Here is a 19,094-nt window from a genome sequence, read left to right as displayed (position 1 = left end):
GTCCGAACAGACCCCTCGGAACGAGTACGGATGGTTGGATCCGCCTCCTTGGACGAGCATGCCATCCGGATGGCAATTCTTGAACAAGTCCTTAAGATTCCGCTCTTTATCCGTGATCGCGTGCCCGGTTAGCGTCGATTCCGCGGCCCCGCGACCCACACGCACCGAGCGGGCCGGTACGACACGGCGGGCACCCCCGCCCGACCGAGAGACGAGTTCATGGCCGAGATCACCCGCCTGCCCGGACCGGTAGCCGACCTCTGGGACTGGCAGCTGGACGGGGCCTGCCGAGGCGTCAGCCCCGAGGTCTTCTTCCACCCCGAGGGCGAGCGCGGCCCTCGCCGTCGCAACCGGGACGCCCAGGCCAAGGCCGTCTGCGCCGCCTGTCCCGTCGTGGCCCAGTGCCGCTCGCACGCCCTCGAGGTCCGCGAGCCCTACGGAGTCTGGGGCGGGCTGACCGAGGCCGAGCGCGAGGTCCTCTACGACGGCATCCAGGAGGCTTCCTGACCGTCTGACGGTCGCCGGCACACGCCGCCGACGACCGACGCAGCCGCTCGACCGGACCGCGAGACACGACGGGGTCGCGGAGGTCGAGACGCAGCGAGGGCCGCTCCCCGTCGGGGAGCGGCCCTCGCTGTCGTGCCGGGCGCGGGACCGGGGCCCGTCGAGGACCCCGGTCGTATGCCGTGTCGCGCGGTCGGTCAGTGACCGTGGCCGTGGCCGTGGCCGCCGGCCGGCTCCTCGTCCTCGGGCTTGTCGACGACGAGCGTGTCGGTCGTGAGGATCATCGACGCGATGGACTCGGCGTTGCGCAGCGCGGAACGGGTGACCTTGACCGGGTCGATGACGCCGGCGGCGATGAGGTCGCCGTACTCGCCGGTCGCCGCGTTGAGGCCCTGGCCGATGGCCAGCTCGGCCACCTTGGAGGTGACGACGTAGCCCTGGAGGCCGGCGTTCTCGGCGATCCAGCGCAGCGGCTCGGCGACGGCCTTGCGCACGATGGATGCACCGGTGGCCTCGTCGCCGGTCAGCTCGAGGGCGTCGATGGCGGACGCGGCGTGGATGAGGGCGGTGCCGCCACCGGCGACGATGCCCTCCTCGATGGCCGCGCGGGTCGCCGAGATGGCGTCCTCGATGCGGTGCTTCTTCTCCTTGAGCTCGACCTCGGTGTGCGCGCCGACCTTGATGACGCAGACACCGCCGGCGAGCTTGGCCAGGCGCTCCTGGAGCTTCTCGCGGTCCCAGTCGGAGTCGGTGCGCTCGATCTCGGCCTTGATCTGGTTGACGCGGCCGGAGACCTCGCCCGCCTCGCCGTTGCCGTCGATGATCGTCGTGTTGTCCTTCGTGAGGACGACGCGGCGAGCCTGGCCGAGGACGGTCAGGTCGGCCTGGTCGAGGCTGAGGCCGACCTCGGGCGCGATGACCTGGCCACCGGTGAGGATGGCGATGTCCTGGAGCATGGCCTTGCGGCGGTCGCCGAAGCCCGGGGCCTTGACGGCCGCGACGTTGAACGTGCCGCGGATCTTGTTGACGACGAGCGTCGAGAGGGCCTCGCCGTCGACGTCCTCGGCGATGATGAGCAGCGGCTTGCCCGACTGCACGACCTTCTCGAGGACGGGGAGCACCTCGGCGACCGAGGAGATCTTGCCCTGGTTGATGAGCACGTAGGCGTCCTCGAGGACGGTCTCCATGCGCTCGGTATCGGTGACGAAGTACGCCGAGAGGTAGCCCTTGTCGAACTGCATGCCCTCGGTGAACTCGAGCTCGGTCGCCGTCGTCGAGGACTCCTCGACGGTGATGACGCCGTCCTTGCCGACCTTGTCGAACGCCTCGCCGATGAGGCCACCGAGGGTGGCGTCCTGGGCGGAGAGCGTCGCGACGGAGGCGATCTCGTCCTTGCCGTCGACCTCGCGGGCGTTCTCGAGGAGGCGGTCGTTGACCGCGGTGACGGCCTTGTCCATGCCGCGCTTGAGCGCGGCCGGGGCGGCGCCGGCGGCGACGTTGCGCAGGCCCTCCTTGACCATGGCCTGGGCGAGCACGGTCGCGGTCGTCGTGCCGTCACCGGCGACGTCGTTGGTCTTGGTGGCGACCTCCTTGGCGAGCTGGGCGCCGAGGTTCTCGTAGGGGTCCTCGAGCTCGATCTCGCGGGCGATGGTCACGCCGTCGTTCGTGATCGTGGGGGCGCCCCACTTCTTGTCGATGACGACGTTGCGGCCCTTGGGGCCGAGCGTCACCTTGACGGCGTTGGCGAGCGCGTCAACGCCGCGCTCGAGCGACTTGCGGGCGGAGTCGTCGAACTCCAGCTGCTTGGCCATGGTGTTCCTTTGGCTCGGGTTGCTTTGTGGTTCTTGGGAATCCGGGCATCGGCGATGCCTGCCCGGTCAAACGAGACGCACCCCGGGGAGACCCCAGCGGGGCTCACCGGGGTGCGGTCACGGCATACGGCTGGGTCAGCCGACGATGGCGAGGACGTCGCGGGCCGAGAGGATCAGGAACTCCTCGCCGCCGTACTTGACCTCGGTGCCGCCGTACTTGCTGTAGATGACCTTGTCGCCGACCTTGACGTCGAGCGGGACGCGCTCGGTGCCGGTGTCGTTGAAGCGGCCGGGGCCGACAGCGAGGACCTCGCCCTCCTGGGGCTTCTCCTTGGCCGTGTCCGGGATGACGAGGCCGGACGCAGTGGTCTGCTCGGCCTCGAGGGACTTGACGACGATGCGGTCTTCGAGCGGCTTGATGGAAACCGACACGGTGGTGACCTTCCCTTCGGGACAGTCGGAAACTGACAACGGACTGTGGGCTCTTCGAGGTTGGCCGCCGTCGCGGGGGTCGACCTCCCTCGATGAGGGGTGTTGGCACTTTCAGGTCGAGAGTGCCAACAAGATGAAATCTAGGTTTGTCATTAGCACTCGGTCAAGTCGAGTGCCAGATTCGTGGCTGCGCCACGGTCGGACGGCCGTCCCCGCCGGCGCTGGCAGGATGAGGCCATGGACGCCGCCATGGTCGATCGCCTCTCCGCAGGTGAGGGCTGGGCCCTGCTCCAGTCGCTGCCCCCCTACGACGAGGAGAGCTCGCTGCACCTGCAGGGCCGACTGCGCGAGGCGGGTTTCGCGGCCGACCTCGTCGCGGCGGCCATGACCCAGTCGCGGCTGCGCTCGCGCGGCACCGAGAAGTTCGGCGACTTCGCCGCCGGCATGCTCTTCACCCCGGACGGGCTCGAGCAGTCGACCCGCCTCGCCATCGCTGCACGCCACGCGCACCGGTATGCCGCCGCCGGGGTCCGCGACGTCTACGACCTCGGGTGCGGGCTGGGTGCCGACGCGATGGCGTTCGCCGGCCTGGACCTGACCGTCCACGCGGTCGACGCCGACGACACGACGGCCCGCATCGCCGCGGTCAACCTACGGCACTGGGCGTCGGCACGGGTGACGCACGGGCTCGCCGAGGACGTACGCCTGCCGCAGGGTGAGGGGCGACGGCACCTCGGGCTGTGGCTCGACCCCGCGCGCCGTGTCACCGGGGTGGCCGACATCCGCGGGCGCACGAAGCGCGTCTTCTCGCTCGACGCGATCTCGCCGTCGTGGTCACAGGTCCTCGACTTCGCCGAGCAGGTGCCGGCGACGGGCACCAAGCTCTCCCCCGCGTTCCCCCACGGCTCGGTCCCGTCGGGGGCGGAGGCGCAGTGGACGTCGTGGCACGGCGAGGTGCTCGAGTGCGCCGTGTGGTGGGGCCCGCTCGTCACGACGGCCGGGCGCACTGCTGCCGTGTGCACGGAGACCTCGACGTCCGTCGTCACGGAGCAGGACGCCCTCGACGGCGGACAGAGACCCGGTCTCGGGTCGGTCACCGACATCGGCGAGTGGCTCTACGAGCCGGACCGGGCCGTCATCCGGGCCGGGCTCACGGGGGCGCTCGTGGCGGCCGTCGACGGCGCCGAGCTCGCCACCGGCGTCGGCTACGTCTCGAGCGGCATCGCACGCGAGCTGCCCTGGGCGCGGCGCTTCCGGGTCGTCGAGGCGATGCCCCTGTCGACGAAGCGCCTCGCCCGCTGGCTGCGCGACCACGGCCACGACCGGGTCACCATCAAGAAGCGCGGCGTGACCCTCGACGCCGACCTGCTGCGCCGGCTGCTGAAGATGACCGGCCGGGGCAAGGGGGGCTCCGAGGCGACGCTCGTCCTGACGCGCGTCGGCGGCGGCCAGGTCGCCCTCGTCGTCACGCCGGCCTGAGGCTCCGACCGCACCGACAGCCGGCCTCCGCCGACGGCGTGCCTGATGATGTGCTCGATCGTGCGGCCCCCGGAGGGGTGATCACCCCAAACCGTGGTCCGCACGATCAGCAGGTCCATGGCGGCCCGCGTCGCTCAGGCCGGGTCGGCGGCGTACAGCTCGTGCAGGGCGCTCCACGTGGCGACCCAGTCGGGTGCGGGCGTGCCGTCGACGTGGGCGTCGAGTGTGCGCACGTAGGTGTCCCAGCCGGCGGCATACCCCGCGACCTGACCGTCCGTGAGCCGCGCGTGGCGCAGGACGAGGCGCGACCCCTCGCCGTCCGCGCTCACCTCGGCCGTGACGACGGTCCGGACGTCGCCGATCGGCCACTCCCAGACGAGCCGCGTCGGCCGTTCGCACGTCAGGATGCGGCAGCGCGGGACGTCGCCGTCGTCGAAATGGATCGTGAACTCCCCACCCTCGGTCAGGTCCCCGGCCACCCGGGCGAACCAGCGGGCGAGTCGGTCAGGGTCGGTGCACGCCCGCCAGAGGTCGTCGGGCGACGTCGCGTAGTGCCGGTCGAACACGACCACCACCTCATCGCCGTCGCGGTCGATCCGGCCCAGCACCTGCGTCAGCTCGGTCATCACTGTCCCTGTCCCTGTCGTCGGGCCCGCGTGCCGCGGGCGATCTCGGTGTCGAGGGCGTCGAGGCGCTGCCCCCAGAACGAGCGGACCTCGCGGCACCACTGCTCGACCTCGTCGAGGGCACCCGGCGCGAGCCGATAGACCCGCCGTTGCCCGACGGACTCGGCCTCGACGACGCCGGCCTCCCGCAGCACCCGCAGGTGCCTCGAGATCCCGGGCCGCGAGGCATCGAAGAGCGCCGCGACCTCGCCGGCCGTCAGCTCCTCACGGGCGAGGTGCTCGACGATGGTCCGCCGCGTCGGGTCGGTCAACGCCTCCCACGTCCTGCTCATCCCCAGAGAGTAACCATTGAGTTACATAACTGACAAGGTGCATCCTGCTCCTGCAACACACCGAGCAGGTCACAACCCACCGCGTTCAGTCCCCGGTGTGTCGTGACCTGCTCGGTGTGTTGCGGGGTGGGTGGGTCAGAGGGCGGCGTCGGGCTGGGCGCCGGCCCAGCGCACGGCGGCGGCGCCGGCGCGGTTGGCAGCCTCGAGCGCCGAGCGGTTGTCGGCGCCGGCCGCGAGGGACGCGGCAAGCGCCCCACAGAACGCGTCGCCCGCGCCGACCGTGTCGACGACCTCGTCGGCAGGCACGGCCTCGCCATCCACCTGCTCGACGCCCCACCGGGCGCCCGCCGCGCCGAACGTGACCAGGAGCGAGCCCGGCATGAGGTCGGAGTCGGCGAGCTGGCGCATCTCGGACTCGTTCACGACCACGGGGTCGCACACGGCGACGGCGTCGGCCAGCACGGGAGCGTACGGCGCCATGTTGAGGACCACGCGGGCACCGGCCCGATGAGCGGCGAGCGCGAGCCGCGCCACGTCGTCGAGAGGCACCTCGAGGGAGCAGAGCAGCACGTCCCCCGCCCCGACACCGACCGACGCCATCGACGCGTCCTGGACGCACTGGTTGGCTCCGGGCACGACGACGATGGTGTTCTCGCCCGCATCGTCGACGGCGATGTACGCCGTGCCGGTCGGCGCATCGGGAGCCCGCGTCACGGCGGTCTCGACACCGGCGGCGTGCAGCCGCGCGAGGTACGCGTCACCGGCGTCGTCGGCGCCGACCGCGCCGACCATGACGACGTCGGCGCCGGCACGCCGTGCCGCCATCGCCTGGTTGCCACCCTTGCCCCCGGCGTACCTGCCGCCCGCCTCGCCGAGCAGCGTCTCGCCCGGCAGCGGGTGGCGCTCGACGCGGGTCACGACGTCGACGTTGAGGGAGCCGAGGACGACGACGCGGCCCATCAGCGCTCGCCCACCCGGCCGAGCACGGTGTCGGCCCAGAGCCGTGCGTAGCGGGGACCGTCGACCTCGAGCGCCACGTCGACGCGCACCGGCGCCTCGCCGTGCGGGTCGTGGGCCATGTCGCCGCTCCAGTCGCGCCGGTCGACGATGGTGCGTCCCCGTGACCACGTGCCGGCGAGCTCGACGCGCAGCGGCAGCGGTTCGGTCCGGATCCCGGCCCGGTCGATGACGACGCAGACGGCGCCGGCGTCACCGATGGTCGTCGCCGGTCGGTCGAAGCGGGCGTTCTGGAAGCGGATCAGGCTGCCCGCGAGCTCGGCAGGGCCACGCCCACCCACGGCGACCAGCTCGTCGGCCAGCTCGGCCGACACGACCGGCTCGTAGAAGACGTCGAGGCCGTACATCGTCACGGGGATGCCGAGGTCGGCCGCGGCCTCGAGGGCGATCGCCGCCGCCTCCGGGTCGTGGAAGATGTTGAACTCGGCCGACGCCGTCGCGTTGCCGACGTTGGCGGCGCCGCCCATGAAGACGATCTCGGAGATGCCCGACACGACGTCCGGATAGGTCCGGAGCAGCAGGGCGATGTTCGTCAGCGGGGCGAGGGGCACGAGCGTGATCGGACGGTCCTCTGCTGCAGCCTCTCGGCAGACGTCACGGAGCAGCTCGACGGCGTGCCGTGGGTCGGCCCTGACGCCTGCGGGGGGCCAGTGCAGGTCGCCCATGCCGTCGTCCCCGTGCACGTGGCGGGCGTCGACGGGCGGCTCCAGCAGGGGACGCTCGGCACCACGGGCCACCGGGACGTCGGTGCGTCCTGCGGTCTCGAGGACGAGCAGCGTGTTGCGCACGACGTCGTCGACGGGGGCGTTGCCCCCGACGCACGACACGGCGCGCAGGTCGAGGGCCGGGTGCAGGGCGGCGAGGAGCAGGGCGCAGGCATCGTCGACTCCGGTGTCGACGTCGAGCACGATGGGGGTGGGTTCGGTCGTCACAGCGGCAACGTACCGGTCGGTGGCCGCCGCAGCCCCGCTGGGGACCACCGTCGTCCGAGGATAGGCTCGGACGATGCGCCCGAGCCACAGCCGACGCCGCCCCTCCATCGCCCGGGGGGCCGTCCTCGCGGCCGCTGTGACCTCTGTCGTGACCGCCTGCTCCTCCGCCCCGCCGGCTGCCGGACCCACCTCGACGGGCAGCACGACCGTCCCCTCGACCGTCCCCTCGACCGTCCCCTCGACCTCGGCATCGAGCGCGCCCACGACGATCCCGCCGACGAGCGCCACCCCGTCGACGACCACCCCCGCCCCCACGACCACCACGTCGGCGTCGCCCTCCTCGTGCGCCCCGGCGATCGTCGCCGGCATGGACGACGACGAGCGCGCGGGGCAGCTGCTCATGGTCGGCCTCGACAACGGCGCGAGCCGCACGAGCCTCGACGCCCTCGTGGCGCGGCGCCACCTCGGCGGGGTCATCCTGCTCGGCGGCTGGGACGGCGGCACCGAACGCGTCCGTGCGACGACCCGCCACCTCGCGGCGCTCGCCTCGAAGGAGGACACCGCCGGCCTCGGCCTGCTCGTCGCCGCCGACCAGGAGGGCGGGGCCGTGCAGCAGCTGCGAGGCGACGGCTTCAGCCGTATGCCGTCCGCCCGCGTCCAGGACCAGGGCTCGGCGAGCGCCCTCACGGCCGACGCGTCGCGGTGGGCCGACCAGCTGCGCACCGCGGGCATCAACGTCAACCTCGCACCGGTCGCCGACACGGTCCCGACCTCGATCGGGCGCGACAACGGGCCGATCGGCCAGTACGACCGTCAGTTCTCGAGCGACCCGGAGCGCAACGCACGCATGGTCGGTGCCTTCATCGCGGGCATGCGCGCGGGCGGTGTCGCCTCGACCGTCAAGCACTTTCCCGGCCTCGGTCGCATCACCGGCAACACCGACGTCACGGCACGTGGCATCACCGACCGCACGACGACGGTCGACGACCCCTACCTCGAGCCGTTCCGCACCGGCATCCAGGACGGCGTCGAGCTCGTCATGGTCGGCTCGGCCATCTACAGCCGCATCGACCCGGGCACCAACGCCGTCTTCTCACGGCGGATCGTCACCGACCTGCTCCGCGACCGGCTCTCCTACGACGGGGTCGTCATCACCGACGACGTCGGCGCGGCGAAAGCCGTCGCCGACGTGCCCGTCGGCGCGCGCGCCACGCGCTTCATCGAGGCCGGGGGTGACATCACCCTGACCGCCCGCCCGGCAACGGTGCCCGCCATGCACGACGCGATCACGAAGAAGATGAACGCGAGCCCCGCCTTCGCGAAGCAGGTCCAGACCGCCGCGACGAGAGTCGTCGACCTCAAGCTCAGGATGGGTCTGGCCCGCTGCCCGTAGCCCCAGACCGCGACACCCCAGACCGCGGCCCCGGCCCAGTCACCAGCCCCACCGAACCCCAACCCTCCCAGGCGTGAGCCGACGGCCGAGCACGGGTGCACACCCGCTGTTGCTCGGTCACACCCAGCCAGGACGAGGGCGCCGAGCGGGCTCAGAGGGAGGGTGCAGGCTGCGCAGTGCGACGGCCCCGGGGGTGGGCAGCCGTTCGGCCGCGCGGCATCGAAGGCGGCACCGTGACGCTGGAAGGCGACGTGCCGGCATACTGGCGCCTTCGCTCCACACCGCGCGGACGAGCGGGTGCCCGCCGACAGCACGCCACGGAGCGTCACGGAGGGCGTGACGCGCCCACCTGCGGGGCGTGACGACACCTACGCCTGGACGAGCGTGACGGGCATGGACGAGTCGGTGGGAAGGCCGAGGTCGCTCGGATCGCGCCCCTTCGACACCATCTGCGCGCCCAGCGCCGCGACCATCGCGCCGTTGTCGGTGCACAGTCCGGGGCGCGGGACGCGCAGGGTGACACCGGCCTTGGCGCACCGCTCCTCGGCGAGCGCGCGAAGGCGCGAGTTCGCCGCGACCCCGCCCCCGATGAGCAGGTGGTCGACGTCGTGCTCCTTGCAGGCGAGCAGTGCCTTGCGGGTGAGGACGTCGACGACCGCCTCCTGGAAGCTGGCCGCGACGTCGGCGACGGGCACGGCCTCGCCGGCGCGCTGTCGCGTCTCGACCCACCGCGCGACGGCGGTCTTGAGCCCCGAGAAGGAGAAGTCGAAGCGGTGCCGCTCCATGTCACGCCCGGTGGTGAGCCCGCGCGGAAAGTCGATGGCGATCCGGTTGCCTTCTCGCGCAGCGCGATCCACGTGCGGACCTCCGGGGAACGGCAGTCCGAGCACACGCGCGACCTTGTCGAAGGCCTCCCCGGCGGCGTCGTCCATCGTCGAGCCGAGCGAGCGGACGTCGTTGGTGACGTCGGGCACGAGGAGCAGCGAGGAGTGTCCGCCGGAGACGAGCATCGCCATCGTCGGCTCGGGCAGCGGCCCGTGCTCGACGATGTCGACCGCGACGTGCGAAGCGAGGTGGTTGACGCCGTAGATCGGCGTGCCGAGGGCGAGCGCCAAGGCCTTGGCCGAGGCGACTCCGACGAGCAGGGCACCGGCGAGACCGGGACCCGCGGTCACCGAGATGGCGTCGAGGTCACGCAGCCGGACGCCCGCCTCACGGCACGCGCGCTCGATGGTCGGCACCATGGCCTCGAGATGGGCGCGGCTCGCGACCTCGGGCACGACGCCACCGAAGCGGGCGTGCTCCTCCACGCTGCTCGCGACGGTGTCGACGAGGAGCGTCTGGCCGCGCACGATGCCGACACCGGTCTCGTCGCAGGACGTCTCGATCCCGAGGACGAGGGGCTCGTCGCTCATGCGTCTCCCTTCGTGACGAGGAGGCGCATGACGAGCGCGTCCACGTCGCCTGGTCGGTAGTAGCGGCGGCGCACCGAGATGACCTCGAACCCGGCCCGGTCGTAGAGGCGCCGTGCCGCGTCGTTGTCGGCGCGCACCTCGAGCAGCACGGCGTCGACGCCACGCAGCGTCGCCCGGCGGACGAGCTCGTCGAGCAGGACCCGCCCCGTGCCACGACCCTGGTAGCCGGGGCTGGTGGCGATGGTCATGACGTCGGCGACGTCTCCCGCGACGTCGAGGCCGGCATAGCCGGCGATCGTGCCGTCGGACGTCGCGGCGACGACGTAGTCGCGACGCGGGCGGCCGGCGAGCTCGCTCCACCACGTGGCCTCGGACCACGCGTCGTCGGCGAAGAGCTGCTGCTCGAGCACGGCGAGGTGGGCGAGGTCGGTCCACTCGAGGTCGCGCAGCACGACCTCCTCGCCGGGGTGCGTGCGCGGCTGGGCCGCGGTCATCCGAGAGTCGACTTCGTCGAGGGCGGCGCGGGTGCCGCGTCGGGCCGGCGCAGGTAGAGCGGCTCGAGCCCGTCGAAGCCGTGGCCGGGGTCGACCCACTGCAACCCGCCGGGGGCCGGTGCGGTCTCGCGCAGTCGGCGCACCGCGAGGTCGGCGAGCGCTCCCCCGCTGACGTCGAGCGGTGCCACGGCGTGCGGGAGCGCCTCGGCGTAGAGGGTGGGACCACGACCCGCGGTCGGCAGGCCTCGGGTCTCGGCAGGCAGGTCGCCCGCGCGGGACACCGCGGGCTCGGTCACACGGTCGGCGCGGTCGTCCCCGAGGACGTACGCCGCGGCATACACCTCCTTGCGGCGGGCGTCGGTGGCGACCACCAGCTCGCCACGTCGGCCGCCGAGCCATGCCTCGTGCGCGATCGCGTCGAGACTCGTCAGCCCGCGCACGGGCAGGCCGAGCGCGAAGGCGAAGGTGCGGCCGGTGACGATCCCGACGCGCAGGCCGGTGAACGGGCCCGGGCCGATGCCCACGACGACGTCGGTGACGTCTCCGGGCTCCGCGCCGGCGGAGGCCAGGACGTCGCGGATGTTGGGGGCGAGGTGCTCGGCGTGCGCCCGGGCGTCGAGCGTCGCGGCCTCCGCGACGACCGAGCTGCCGTCGTGCAGGCCGACGGTGATGGCGGTCGTGGAGGTGTCGATCGCGAGCAGGAGCACGTCGGTCAGGCTATCCGAGCACCCGCCGGGTCCCCGAACCCGCACGCTCGCGTATGCCGTCCACCCGGCTTCCTCGTAGCGGTCAGGTCGCGGGCGCCACGGCGTCGAGGACGTCGTCCCACCGGTCGCCCACCCCGAGCAGCCGCGCCGTGCGCAGGTCGTCGCCGCTGATCGTCAGCTCGAGCCGCGTGTCGCTCAGCTGTTCGGCGAGACCCGCGCCCCACTCGACGACCGTCACGCTCGCGTCGAGGTCGGCGTCGAGGTCGAGGTCGTCGAGCTCGAGGGCGCTGCCGAGGCGGTAGGCGTCGACGTGGACGAGGAGCGGGCCGCCGACGAGCGACGGGTGCACCCGCGCGATGACGAACGTCGGCGACGTGATGGGTCCTCGGACGCCGAGTCCCTCGGCGATGCCCTGGGTCAAGGTCGTCTTGCCGGCACCGAGGTCGCCGGTGAGGACGAGGACGTCGCCACCGCGCAGCAGGGCGCCGAGCCGGCGGCCGAAGTCCTGGGTGTCCTCGGTGGTGGCCCAGTGGACCTGGCGCTCCACGTGCTCACGCCCCCTTGGTGCGCGCCTGCTTGACGCGACCGGACCGGACGAGCTCGGCCGCCTCCTTCTCGAGGCGGCGCTGGCGTCGGTTCTTGGCGACGTCGGTGACGATGCGGCGCACCCGCGGCTGCTGGGCGACCTCGATCTGCTCGGCTCGCGCCCGCGCCGACTGGTCGACGAGCTGGATGAGGTGCGCGTTGAGCAGGTCGGGGTGCTCGAGCATGATGACGTGCCCGGCGTCGTTGACGACGATGTGCTCGGCGCCCGGGATGCCCTCGACGATGAGCTCGCTGTGCGACGGCGGCGTGAGGATGTCGTCGCGTCCGTTGAAGACGAGGACGAGGGCGTGCCGGAACTCGAGCAGCGCGGGCCGTTTGTCGAAGCCGTCGAACGTCTGGAGATAGTCGTTGACGACGTCGAGAGGCGTGCCGAGGAGGATGTCGCTCGTGTAGCGCACGACCGAGCGCGGCACCGGCGAGGCGAACGAGTTCTGCTCGACCATGAAGTGCTCGATGTCTCGGCCGACGCGGCGGATCCGGGTGAAGAGCTCGGGCCGGTGGCTCAGCGGGCCGAGCACTCCCGGTCCGAGGCGCTCGAGCATGAGGCGGCCGAGGGTCGCGGTACGCCCGCCGTTGGCGAGCATGATGCCGCCCGGGCTCGTCGCGACGAACGCGGCGCCGACGACCCGGTCGAGGACCAGACGGGGGTGATGCTCGCCGAGGGCGAGCATCGTCATGCCGCCCATCGAGTGGCCGACGAGGACGAGGTCGCCCGCGGGCACGAGCTGGTTGATGACGGTGTGGAGGTCCTGGCCGAGCCGGTCGATCGTGTAGCTGTCCTTCTCGCCGCGTCCCGAGCGGCCGTGGCCGCGCTGGTCCCAGCTGACGACGCGGTAGCCGGCCTCCTTGAGAGCCCGGCGCTGGTAGACCCAGCAGCGCAGGCTGAGGCAGTAGCCGTGGGTCAGCACGACGGTGGGCAGCTCGTCGGGACGGCCGTGGCGGGTCGTGCCGTCGGCGGCCGCGGCGGCTGTCGCGGCGGAGGGCAGGTCGATCTCGACGTGGAGCGGGACGCCGTCGTCGGTGAGCACGACGTGCTCCTCGTCGGGCGTGATCTCGAGCAGCTCGGGGGTCTCCAGGGCCGCCATCGCCGCACGGTGCTTGCCCGCACGGTCGGCGGCGATGCCGGCCGCCACGCCGGCCGCGACACCGAGCGTCGCGGCGGCGATGCCGATGACGGGGTTGCGACGCGGACTCATGTGCCGGTCTCCGAGCCGCCGACGTAGAGCCGCGGCACGCGGGCCCCGAGTCGCGTCACGATCTCGTAGCTGATGGTGTCGGTCGCGTCGGCCCACTCCTGGGCCGTCGGCTCGCCCGGCGCGCCACCGAAGAGCGTGACGACGTCGCCGGCCTGGGCCGTGGACCCCGGTCCGAGGTCGACGACGAACTGGTCCATGCAGACCCGCCCGGCGATGGTGGTGCGTCGGTCGTCGACGAGGAGCGGCCCGACGTTGGTCGCGTTGCGGGGGACGCCGTCGGCGTAGCCGGCGGGCACGAGCCCGACGACCGTGTCGACGTCAGGGACGTACGCGTGGCCGTAGCTGATCCCCTGTCCCGCCGGGAGCGCCTTGACGAGGGCGAGTCGCGCACGGAGGGTCATGACCGGACGCAGCCCGAAGTCGTCGTCGACCTGTGGCACCGGCGTCAGACCGTACATCGCGATGCCGGGGCGCACCAGGTCGGCGTGCGCCGACGGGTGCACGAGGGTCGCGGCGGAGTTCGCGAGGTGGCGCAGCTCGGGTCGCAGGCCGGCCTGCTCGGCCTCGGTGGCGGCCTCGAAGAAGCGCTCCTGCTGGGCGAGCACCGTCGGATGCTCGGGCGAGTCGGCGTGGGCGAAGTGGGTCCAGATCCCGACGACCGAGAGTGCGCCCTCCCCCTCGAGGTGACGAGCGTGCTGCACGAGCGTGGTCCAGTCGGCGCCGAAGGCTCCCCCGCGCCCGAGGCCGGTGTCGACCTTGAGGTGCACGCGGGCGACGCGACCGAGCGCCGACGCGGCGGCCGCGATCTCGTCGAGGACCCACGGCGCCGAGGCCGAGAGGTCGATGTCGCGCCGGATGGCGCCGCCGACGTCCGATCCGGGCACCGTGAGCCACGTCAGCAGCCGAGTCGTGAGGCCCGCGTCGCGCAGCGCGAACGCCTCCGTGAGCTGCGCCGCGCCGAGCCAGGTGGCGCCGCCGCGCACAGCTGCACGCGCGACGGGCAGCAGGCCGTGCCCGTAGGCGTCCGCCTTGACGACGGCCATGAACTGGGAGCGGGGCGCGAGGGCGCGCAGCGTGCGCACGTTGGCCTCGAGCGCGCCGAGATCGATCTCGGCCCACACCGTCAGTCCGTGGGTCTCCGGCGCGGCGGGGCGCTCGCCCACGGTGGGCGTCGCGGTCCGCTCGGCGTCGGAGGCGTCGATCTGGCTCATCGGTTCAGTCTCGCAGTTCGTGTGGGAGGTCCGGGTGCAGGGCCCGCGCGGCGCGGGGGCCGGGCTCAGCCCGGCGCGGACCGTCCCCGGGCCAGCAGGTCGCGCACCGTCGGTCGTATGCCGTGGGCCACCGCGAGCGCCCGCAGCGGCCCTCCGCCCGAGACCCGGTCGGCGGTGACGCCGTGGACGAGCGCGCCGAGCGAGGCCGCGTCGAGCGGGGACAACCTCGCCGCGAGCAGGGCGCCGATGACACCGGAGAGCACGTCACCGGCTCCGGCCGTGGCGAGCCACGGCGGTGCGTCAGCCTGAGAACGCACCGGCAGGTCGCCATGGCTGACGACGAGCGTCGTGGCTCCCTTGAGCAGCACGGTGCCGCCGATGAGCCCGGCGAGGTCGCGGGCGGAGCGCAGTGGATCCGCCTTGACGTCAGCGGCGGTGATCTCCGGCTCGCTGGGGTCGGCGCCGGGCCGGACCATCCGGGCCAGCAGCCGGCCGAGCTCTCCCGCGTGCGGGGTGACCACGGTCGGCGCGTCGCGCCAGCCCTCGATGAGGTCGAGGCCGCCCGCGTCGATGACGACGGGCAGGTCGGAGGCGAGGGCGGCCCTGGCCACCGCGACCTGGGCCCGTGCCTCTGGGTCGGTGCTCGTGACGTCGAGGCCCGGGCCGATGACCCAGGCCTGGACCCGACCGTCGCCCATGACCGCCTCGGGCACGGCCTGGTGCACGAGACCCACCGGGGTCGGCGTGCCGACGTAGCGGAGCATCCCGACGCCGGCCTCTGCGGCCGACGTCGTGCACAGCACGGCCGCGCCGGGGTAGGCCTCGCTGCCGGCCACGACGCCGAGGACGCCGCGGGAGTACTTGTCGTCATCCCGGCCCGGCACGGGCCACAGGTCGGCGACGTCGTCCCACGTCAGGCGCTCGACGGCCGCGGGCACCCCGTCGACGTCGATCCCGATGTCGACGACCGTGAGCCGGCCGGTCGCGGCCTCTCCCGCCGGGAGCAGGTGCACGGGCTTCGGGGTGCCGAAGGTGACGGTCTCGTCGGCCCAGACGGCGTCGTCCTCTCCGGACTCACCGGCCGGGTCGAGTCCGCTGGCGAGGTCGACGGCGAGCACCCATGCGTCGTCGTCCACCGCGTCGACGAGGTGCGTCGCCTCGGGCCGGAGGCCGGGGCGACCCCCGATTCCGACGATGCCGTCGAGCACGAGGTCGGCCTCGGCGACGACGTCAGCAGCAGCGGCCGGATCGTCGGCGGCGGCGTGGACCATGACACCGGCCGCCTCGGCGGCCTCGAGACCGGCCGCGTGGACGCCAGCGCGGCCCGAGGCCGGCACGAGCACCACGGCGCACGCGAAACCCGCCTCCGCGAGGTGGGCGACGGCATACAACGTGTCGCCGCCGTTGTCGCCGGCGCCGACCAGCCCGACGACCGTGGTGCCCTCGACGTCGGCGAGGCGGGCCGCCGCGACCTCGGCGAGCCCGAGCGCCGCCCGGGACATGAGCTCCCCCTCGGGGAGCTGCGACATGACGGCGGCCTCGGCGGTGCGGACCGCGTCGACGGAGTGCGCGCGGATCATCAGCCCTCCGCGATGACGACGGCGGACGCCACTCCGGCGTCGTGCGACAGGGACACGTGGAAGGAGTCGACGCCGAGGTCGTTGGCTCGCGCGAGCACGGTGCCGCCGATCTCGAGCGTGGGCCGGCCGTCGTCGCTCGTCACGACCCGCGCGTCGGTCCAGTGCAGCCCGACCGGCGCACCGAGCGACTTGGCGAGCGCCTCCTTCGCGGCGAAGCGCGCCGCGAGCGAGGCGGTGCCGAGGTGGCGCTCCTCGAGCGTGAAGAGCCGCTCGCGCAGCGCCGGGGTGCGCTCGAGGGTGGCCTCGAAACGCGCGATGTCGACGACGTCGATCCCGACCCCGACGATCACGTCACTCGACCGTGACCGACTTGGCGAGGTTGCGCGGCTGGTCGACGTCGAGGCCCTTGGCCGTCGAGAGCCACAGCGCGAAGACCTGGAGCGGCACGACGGTGAGCAGCGGCGCGAGCAGCGACGACGTGGCGGGCACCCGGATGACCTCGTCGGCGAAGGGCTCGACCGAGTCGTCGCCCTCCTCGGCGATGACGAGGGTGCGGGCGCCGCGGGCGCGGATCTCCTGGATGTTGCTGACCACCTTGCCGTGCAGGCCGTGCTCGCTCGTCGGCGACGGCACGACGACGAAGACCGGCTGGCCCGGCTCGATGAGCGCGATCGGACCGTGCTTCAGCTCGCCGGCGGCGAAGCCCTCGGCGTGGATGTAGGCGAGCTCCTTGAGCTTGAGCGCGCCCTCCATGGCGATCGGGTAGCCGACGTGGCGCCCGAGGAAGAGGACCGCGCGGGTGTCGGCCATGAACTTGGCGATCTCCTTGACGCGGTCCATCTGGCCGAGCAGGGTCTCGATCTTGGCGGGAACCCCGCTCAGCTCCTTCATGACCGACTGCGCGTCGTCGGCGAACGAGCCGCCGCGCAGCTGCGCGAGGTACAGGCCGAGGACGTAGCAGGCGGTGATCTGGGCGAGGAACGCCTTCGTCGAGGCCACCGCGATCTCGGGACCGGCGTGCGTGTAGAGCACGGCGTCGGACTCGCGCGGGATCGTCGACCCGTGCGTGTTGCACACGGAGACCGTGATGGCACCGAGCTCGCGGGCGTGCTTGACGGCCATGAGGGTGTCCATCGTCTCGCCGGACTGGCTGATGGACAGGACGAGGGTGCGCTCGTTGACGATGGGGTCGCAGTAGCGGAACTCGTGGGCGAGCGCGACCTCGACCGGGATGCGCGTCCAGTGCTCGATGGCGTACTTCGCGACCATGCCGGCGTACGCGGCGGTGCCGCAGGCCACGATCGTGATGCGGTCCACCGAACGGAGCTGCTCCTCCGAGACGCTCATCTCGTCGAGGACGAGCCGACCCTCCGCGTCGGTGCGACCGAGGAGCGTGTCGGCGACGGCGTGTGGCTGGTCGTGGATCTCCTTCTCCATGAACGTCGCGTAACCGCCCTTCTCGGCAGCCGCGGCGTCCCAGGTGACCTCGTACGCCTTGCCCTCGGCCGGCGTGCCGTCGAAGTTGATGACGCTGGCACCCTCGGGCGTGATCGTGACGATCTGGTCCTGGGCGAGCTCGAGCGCGTGGCGCGTGTGGCCGATGAAGGCCGCGACGTCGGAGCCGAGGTAGTTGGCGTCGTCGCCGAGGCCGACGACGAGCGGGCTGTTGCGGCGGGCGCCGACGACGACGCCGGGCTGGTCGGCGTGGATCGCCAGGAGCGTGAACGCGCCCTCGAGCTCGGCGACGACGGCGCGCATGGCGTCGGTGAGGTCGTGCTCGCGCTCGTACGCGGCGGCGACGAGGTGGGCGACGACCTCGGTGTCGGTCTCGCTCGTGAACTCGACGCCGTCGGCCAGCAGGCCCTGCTTGAGGCTGTGGAAGTTCTCGATGATGCCGTTGTGGATGAGGGCGAGCTTGCCGTCCTTGCCACCGCGGTGCGGGTGGGCGTTCTGGTCGGTGGGGCCGCCGTGCGTGGCCCAGCGGGTGTGGCCGATGCCGGTGGTCGACGACGGCATGGGGTCGGCCTCGAGCTCGGCCGTGAGGTTGGCCAGCTTGCCTGACTTCTTGCGGGTCTCGACGTGGTCCCCGTCGACGAGCGCCACGCCGGCCGAGTCGTAGCCGCGGTACTCCAGACGCGCCAGACCCTCCATGACGACGTCGAGCGCCGTCCCGTCGTCGGTCCGCCCGACGTATCCCACGATTCCGCACATGAGGTCCAGCCTAGGGGACCGTTCGGGAGCCCCACGCCACCCCCGCCCGTGACGTCCGCAAGAATGTCGCACGTGTCGGAGACATCCAACGGTACCGAAGGGAACGGTGGCAACGGCGCCAACGGGACCGCGATCCCGTCGCCCTACGTCGAGTTCGACCGGGCCGCGTGGTCCCGGTTGCGCGAGAACCACCCGCTCAACCTCGACGATGCCGACCTCGCGCGTCTGCGCGGCCTCGGTGACCGCGTCGACCTCAACGAGGTCGAGGAGGTCTACCTCCCGCTCTCGCGCCTGCTCAACTTCTACGTCGGCGCCACCCGCCAGCTGCACCAGGTGACGAGCGACTTCCTCGGCGAGCGTCCGGCCAAGACGCCGTTCGTCATCGGCGTCGCGGGCTCCGTGGCCGTCGGCAAGTCGACGACGGCGCGCATCCTGCGCGAGATGCTCGCCCGCTGGCCGGACACGCCGCGGGTCGCGCTCGTCACGACCGACGGATTCCTCTTCCCCAACGCCGAGCTCGAGCGCCGGGGCATCCTGCAGCGCAAGGGCTTCCCCGAGTCCTACGACCGGCGCGCCCTGCTCCGCTTCGTCGCCGAGATCAAGTCCGGTCGGGCCGAGGTCACCGCCCCCGTCTACTCGCACCTGACCTACGACATCGTCCCCGGCGAGCGCATCGTCGTGCGCCAGCCCGACGTGCTCATCGTCGAGGGCCTCAACGTGCTCCAGGCGCCGGAGGTGCACCCCGTGCGCGGGACCGGTCTCGCGGTCAGTGACTTCTTCGACTTCTCGGTCTACGTCGACGCCTGGGTGGACGACGTGCGCAAGTGGTACGTCGAGCGCTTCCTGCGCCTGCGCGAGACGGCGTTCTCGGACCCCGACTCGTACTTCCACCGGTATGCCGTGCTGTCCGACGACGAGGCGGTCGCGACCGCCAACCGGATCTGGCGCGAGATCAACGGCCCGAACCTCGTCGAGAACATCCTGCCGACGCGCTCACGGGCCAGCCTCGTGCTGTCCAAGGGCGACAACCACGAGGTCCGCCGGGTGCGCCTCCGCAAGATCTGACCGACCGCCTCGGCCCGCTGTGCCGACGACGCACGTATGCCGTGTGGCGGCCTCCCGCTGGGAGCCGGCCACACGGCATACGG

19 protein-coding genes are annotated in these 19,094 nt (G+C 72.6%); 4 read left to right on the top strand and 15 right to left on the bottom strand.

Going from position 1 to position 19,094, the window contains the following annotated elements; all coding sequences use genetic code 11:
• The first annotated feature begins 219 nt into the window (after window positions 1-219).
• On the top strand, window positions 220-507 hold the full coding sequence (locus NR112_RS09170; protein ID WP_020144864.1) for a WhiB family transcriptional regulator: 288 nt from the start codon (window positions 220-222) through the stop codon (window positions 505-507).
• Window positions 508-701: 194 nt separating this feature from the next.
• Here NR112_RS09170 and groL read toward each other — a convergent pair whose 3' ends face one another.
• Window positions 702-2,315: a chaperonin GroEL gene (gene groL / locus NR112_RS09165; protein ID WP_256793703.1), complete on the bottom strand. Its 1,614-nt coding sequence runs from the start codon at window positions 2,313-2,315 to the stop codon at window positions 702-704.
• Window positions 2,316-2,450: 135 nt separating this feature from the next.
• Complete coding sequence (gene groES, locus NR112_RS09160) at window positions 2,451-2,747, bottom strand: co-chaperone GroES (protein WP_020144866.1); 297 nt, start codon at window positions 2,745-2,747, stop codon at window positions 2,451-2,453.
• A gap of 237 nt (window positions 2,748-2,984) precedes the next feature.
• Here groES and NR112_RS09155 point away from each other — a divergent pair, with 237 nt between their 5' ends.
• On the top strand, window positions 2,985-4,226 hold the full coding sequence (locus NR112_RS09155) for a class I SAM-dependent methyltransferase (protein WP_256793700.1): 1,242 nt from the start codon (window positions 2,985-2,987) through the stop codon (window positions 4,224-4,226).
• A 134-nt stretch (window positions 4,227-4,360) separates the two neighbouring features.
• On the opposite strand, the gene NR112_RS09150 is transcribed toward NR112_RS09155, so the two are convergent.
• The 4 genes from NR112_RS09150 to NR112_RS09135 form a co-directional block, all read right to left on the bottom strand.
• Entirely contained in the window at window positions 4,361-4,852 is a 492-nt protein-coding gene (locus tag NR112_RS09150; RefSeq protein ID WP_256793698.1) for an SRPBCC family protein, read from the bottom strand.
• A complete protein-coding gene (locus NR112_RS09145; protein WP_256793696.1) occupies window positions 4,852-5,184 on the bottom strand; it encodes a metalloregulator ArsR/SmtB family transcription factor in 333 nt (110 codons plus the stop codon). Before NR112_RS09145 ends, NR112_RS09150 begins: the two co-directional genes overlap by 1 nt.
• 135 nt (window positions 5,185-5,319) lie before the next feature.
• Window positions 5,320-6,144 carry a PfkB family carbohydrate kinase gene (locus NR112_RS09140; protein WP_256793695.1) on the bottom strand — a complete coding sequence of 275 codons (825 nt, stop codon included), beginning with the start codon at window positions 6,142-6,144 and terminating at the stop codon, window positions 5,320-5,322.
• Window positions 6,144-7,535, bottom strand: a complete 1,392-nt coding sequence (locus tag NR112_RS09135; RefSeq protein ID WP_256793693.1) for a nucleoside hydrolase — start codon at window positions 7,533-7,535, stop codon at window positions 6,144-6,146. Before NR112_RS09135 ends, NR112_RS09140 begins: the two co-directional genes overlap by 1 nt.
• On the opposite strand from NR112_RS09135, the gene NR112_RS09130 reads away from it, so the two are divergent.
• Window positions 7,501-8,526, top strand: coding sequence for a glycoside hydrolase family 3 N-terminal domain-containing protein (locus NR112_RS09130; protein ID WP_256793692.1), 1,026 nt, complete (start codon window positions 7,501-7,503; stop codon window positions 8,524-8,526). The two genes, NR112_RS09135 and NR112_RS09130, sit on opposite strands and share 35 nt — an antisense overlap.
• A 368-nt stretch (window positions 8,527-8,894) precedes the next feature.
• Here NR112_RS09130 and tsaD read toward each other — a convergent pair whose 3' ends face one another.
• The 9 genes from tsaD to glmS all read right to left on the bottom strand — a co-directional run bounded on the left by tsaD (window position 8,895) and on the right by glmS (window position 17,946).
• Window positions 8,895-9,941 (bottom strand): tRNA (adenosine(37)-N6)-threonylcarbamoyltransferase complex transferase subunit TsaD, encoded by a 1,047-nt coding sequence (gene tsaD, locus NR112_RS09125; RefSeq protein ID WP_256793691.1) that lies wholly within the window; start codon window positions 9,939-9,941, stop codon window positions 8,895-8,897.
• Window positions 9,938-10,435 (bottom strand): ribosomal protein S18-alanine N-acetyltransferase, encoded by a 498-nt coding sequence (gene rimI / locus NR112_RS09120; protein WP_256793690.1) that lies wholly within the window; start codon window positions 10,433-10,435, stop codon window positions 9,938-9,940. Before rimI ends, tsaD begins: the two co-directional genes overlap by 4 nt.
• A complete protein-coding gene (tsaB, locus tag NR112_RS09115) occupies window positions 10,432-11,142 on the bottom strand; it encodes a tRNA (adenosine(37)-N6)-threonylcarbamoyltransferase complex dimerization subunit type 1 TsaB (RefSeq protein ID WP_256793689.1) in 711 nt (236 codons plus the stop codon). The genes rimI and tsaB overlap by 4 nt, the downstream gene beginning before the upstream one ends.
• An 82-nt stretch (window positions 11,143-11,224) precedes the next feature.
• Window positions 11,225-11,689, bottom strand: coding sequence for a tRNA (adenosine(37)-N6)-threonylcarbamoyltransferase complex ATPase subunit type 1 TsaE (gene tsaE / locus NR112_RS09110; RefSeq protein ID WP_256793688.1), 465 nt, complete (start codon window positions 11,687-11,689; stop codon window positions 11,225-11,227).
• Window positions 11,690-11,693: 4 nt separating this feature from the next.
• The gene (locus tag NR112_RS09105) at window positions 11,694-12,944 is read right to left on the bottom strand and encodes an alpha/beta fold hydrolase (RefSeq protein WP_256793687.1); all 1,251 of its coding nucleotides are present in this window, start codon (window positions 12,942-12,944) and stop codon (window positions 11,694-11,696) included.
• Window positions 12,941-14,155 (bottom strand): alanine racemase, encoded by a 1,215-nt coding sequence (gene alr, locus NR112_RS09100; RefSeq protein WP_256793685.1) that lies wholly within the window; start codon window positions 14,153-14,155, stop codon window positions 12,941-12,943. The genes NR112_RS09105 and alr overlap by 4 nt, the downstream gene beginning before the upstream one ends.
• Before the next feature lie 65 nt (window positions 14,156-14,220).
• Window positions 14,221-15,735, bottom strand: a complete 1,515-nt coding sequence (locus NR112_RS09095; protein WP_256793684.1) for a bifunctional ADP-dependent NAD(P)H-hydrate dehydratase/NAD(P)H-hydrate epimerase — start codon at window positions 15,733-15,735, stop codon at window positions 14,221-14,223.
• Entirely contained in the window at window positions 15,735-16,085 is a 351-nt protein-coding gene (locus NR112_RS09090) for a holo-ACP synthase (protein WP_256793683.1), read from the bottom strand. The genes NR112_RS09095 and NR112_RS09090 overlap by 1 nt, the downstream gene beginning before the upstream one ends.
• A 1-nt stretch (window position 16,086) precedes the next feature.
• Window positions 16,087-17,946: a glutamine--fructose-6-phosphate transaminase (isomerizing) gene (gene glmS / locus NR112_RS09085; RefSeq protein WP_256793682.1), complete on the bottom strand. Its 1,860-nt coding sequence runs from the start codon at window positions 17,944-17,946 to the stop codon at window positions 16,087-16,089.
• Window positions 17,947-18,018: 72 nt separating this feature from the next.
• On the opposite strand from glmS, the gene coaA reads away from it, so the two are divergent.
• Window positions 18,019-19,011 carry a type I pantothenate kinase gene (gene coaA, locus NR112_RS09080; RefSeq protein ID WP_374512036.1) on the top strand — a complete coding sequence of 331 codons (993 nt, stop codon included), beginning with the start codon at window positions 18,019-18,021 and terminating at the stop codon, window positions 19,009-19,011.
• Window positions 19,012-19,094: the final 83 nt, after the last annotated feature.

It is taken from the genome of Terrabacter sp. Ter38, from assembly GCF_024519435.1.
GTDB lineage: Bacteria > Actinomycetota > Actinomycetes > Actinomycetales > Dermatophilaceae > Terrabacter.
Note: the sequence above shows the minus strand (reverse complement) of the source record. Positions and strands in the feature narration are given on the sequence as shown.

Coding starts and splice junctions, on each gene's coding strand:
- NR112_RS09170 (WP_020144864.1), top strand. CDS start 220: ATGGCCGAGATCACCCGCCTGCCCGGACCGGTAGCCGACCTCTGGGAC.
- groL (WP_256793703.1), bottom strand. CDS start 2,315: ATGGCCAAGCAGCTGGAGTTCGACGACTCCGCCCGCAAGTCGCTCGAG.
- NR112_RS09155 (WP_256793700.1), top strand. CDS start 2,985: ATGGACGCCGCCATGGTCGATCGCCTCTCCGCAGGTGAGGGCTGGGCC.
- NR112_RS09150 (WP_256793698.1), bottom strand. CDS start 4,852: ATGACCGAGCTGACGCAGGTGCTGGGCCGGATCGACCGCGACGGCGAT.
- NR112_RS09145 (WP_256793696.1), bottom strand. CDS start 5,184: ATGAGCAGGACGTGGGAGGCGTTGACCGACCCGACGCGGCGGACCATC.
- NR112_RS09140 (WP_256793695.1), bottom strand. CDS start 6,144: ATGGGCCGCGTCGTCGTCCTCGGCTCCCTCAACGTCGACGTCGTGACC.
- NR112_RS09130 (WP_256793692.1), top strand. CDS start 7,501: ATGGACGACGACGAGCGCGCGGGGCAGCTGCTCATGGTCGGCCTCGAC.
- NR112_RS09135 (WP_256793693.1), bottom strand. CDS start 7,535: ATGAGCAGCTGCCCCGCGCGCTCGTCGTCGTCCATGCCGGCGACGATC.
- tsaD (WP_256793691.1), bottom strand. CDS start 9,941: ATGAGCGACGAGCCCCTCGTCCTCGGGATCGAGACGTCCTGCGACGAG.
- rimI (WP_256793690.1), bottom strand. CDS start 10,435: ATGACCGCGGCCCAGCCGCGCACGCACCCCGGCGAGGAGGTCGTGCTG.
- NR112_RS09105 (WP_256793687.1), bottom strand. CDS start 12,944: ATGAGTCCGCGTCGCAACCCCGTCATCGGCATCGCCGCCGCGACGCTC.
- alr (WP_256793685.1), bottom strand. CDS start 14,155: ATGAGCCAGATCGACGCCTCCGACGCCGAGCGGACCGCGACGCCCACC.
- NR112_RS09095 (WP_256793684.1), bottom strand. CDS start 15,735: ATGATCCGCGCGCACTCCGTCGACGCGGTCCGCACCGCCGAGGCCGCC.
- glmS (WP_256793682.1), bottom strand. CDS start 17,946: ATGTGCGGAATCGTGGGATACGTCGGGCGGACCGACGACGGGACGGCG.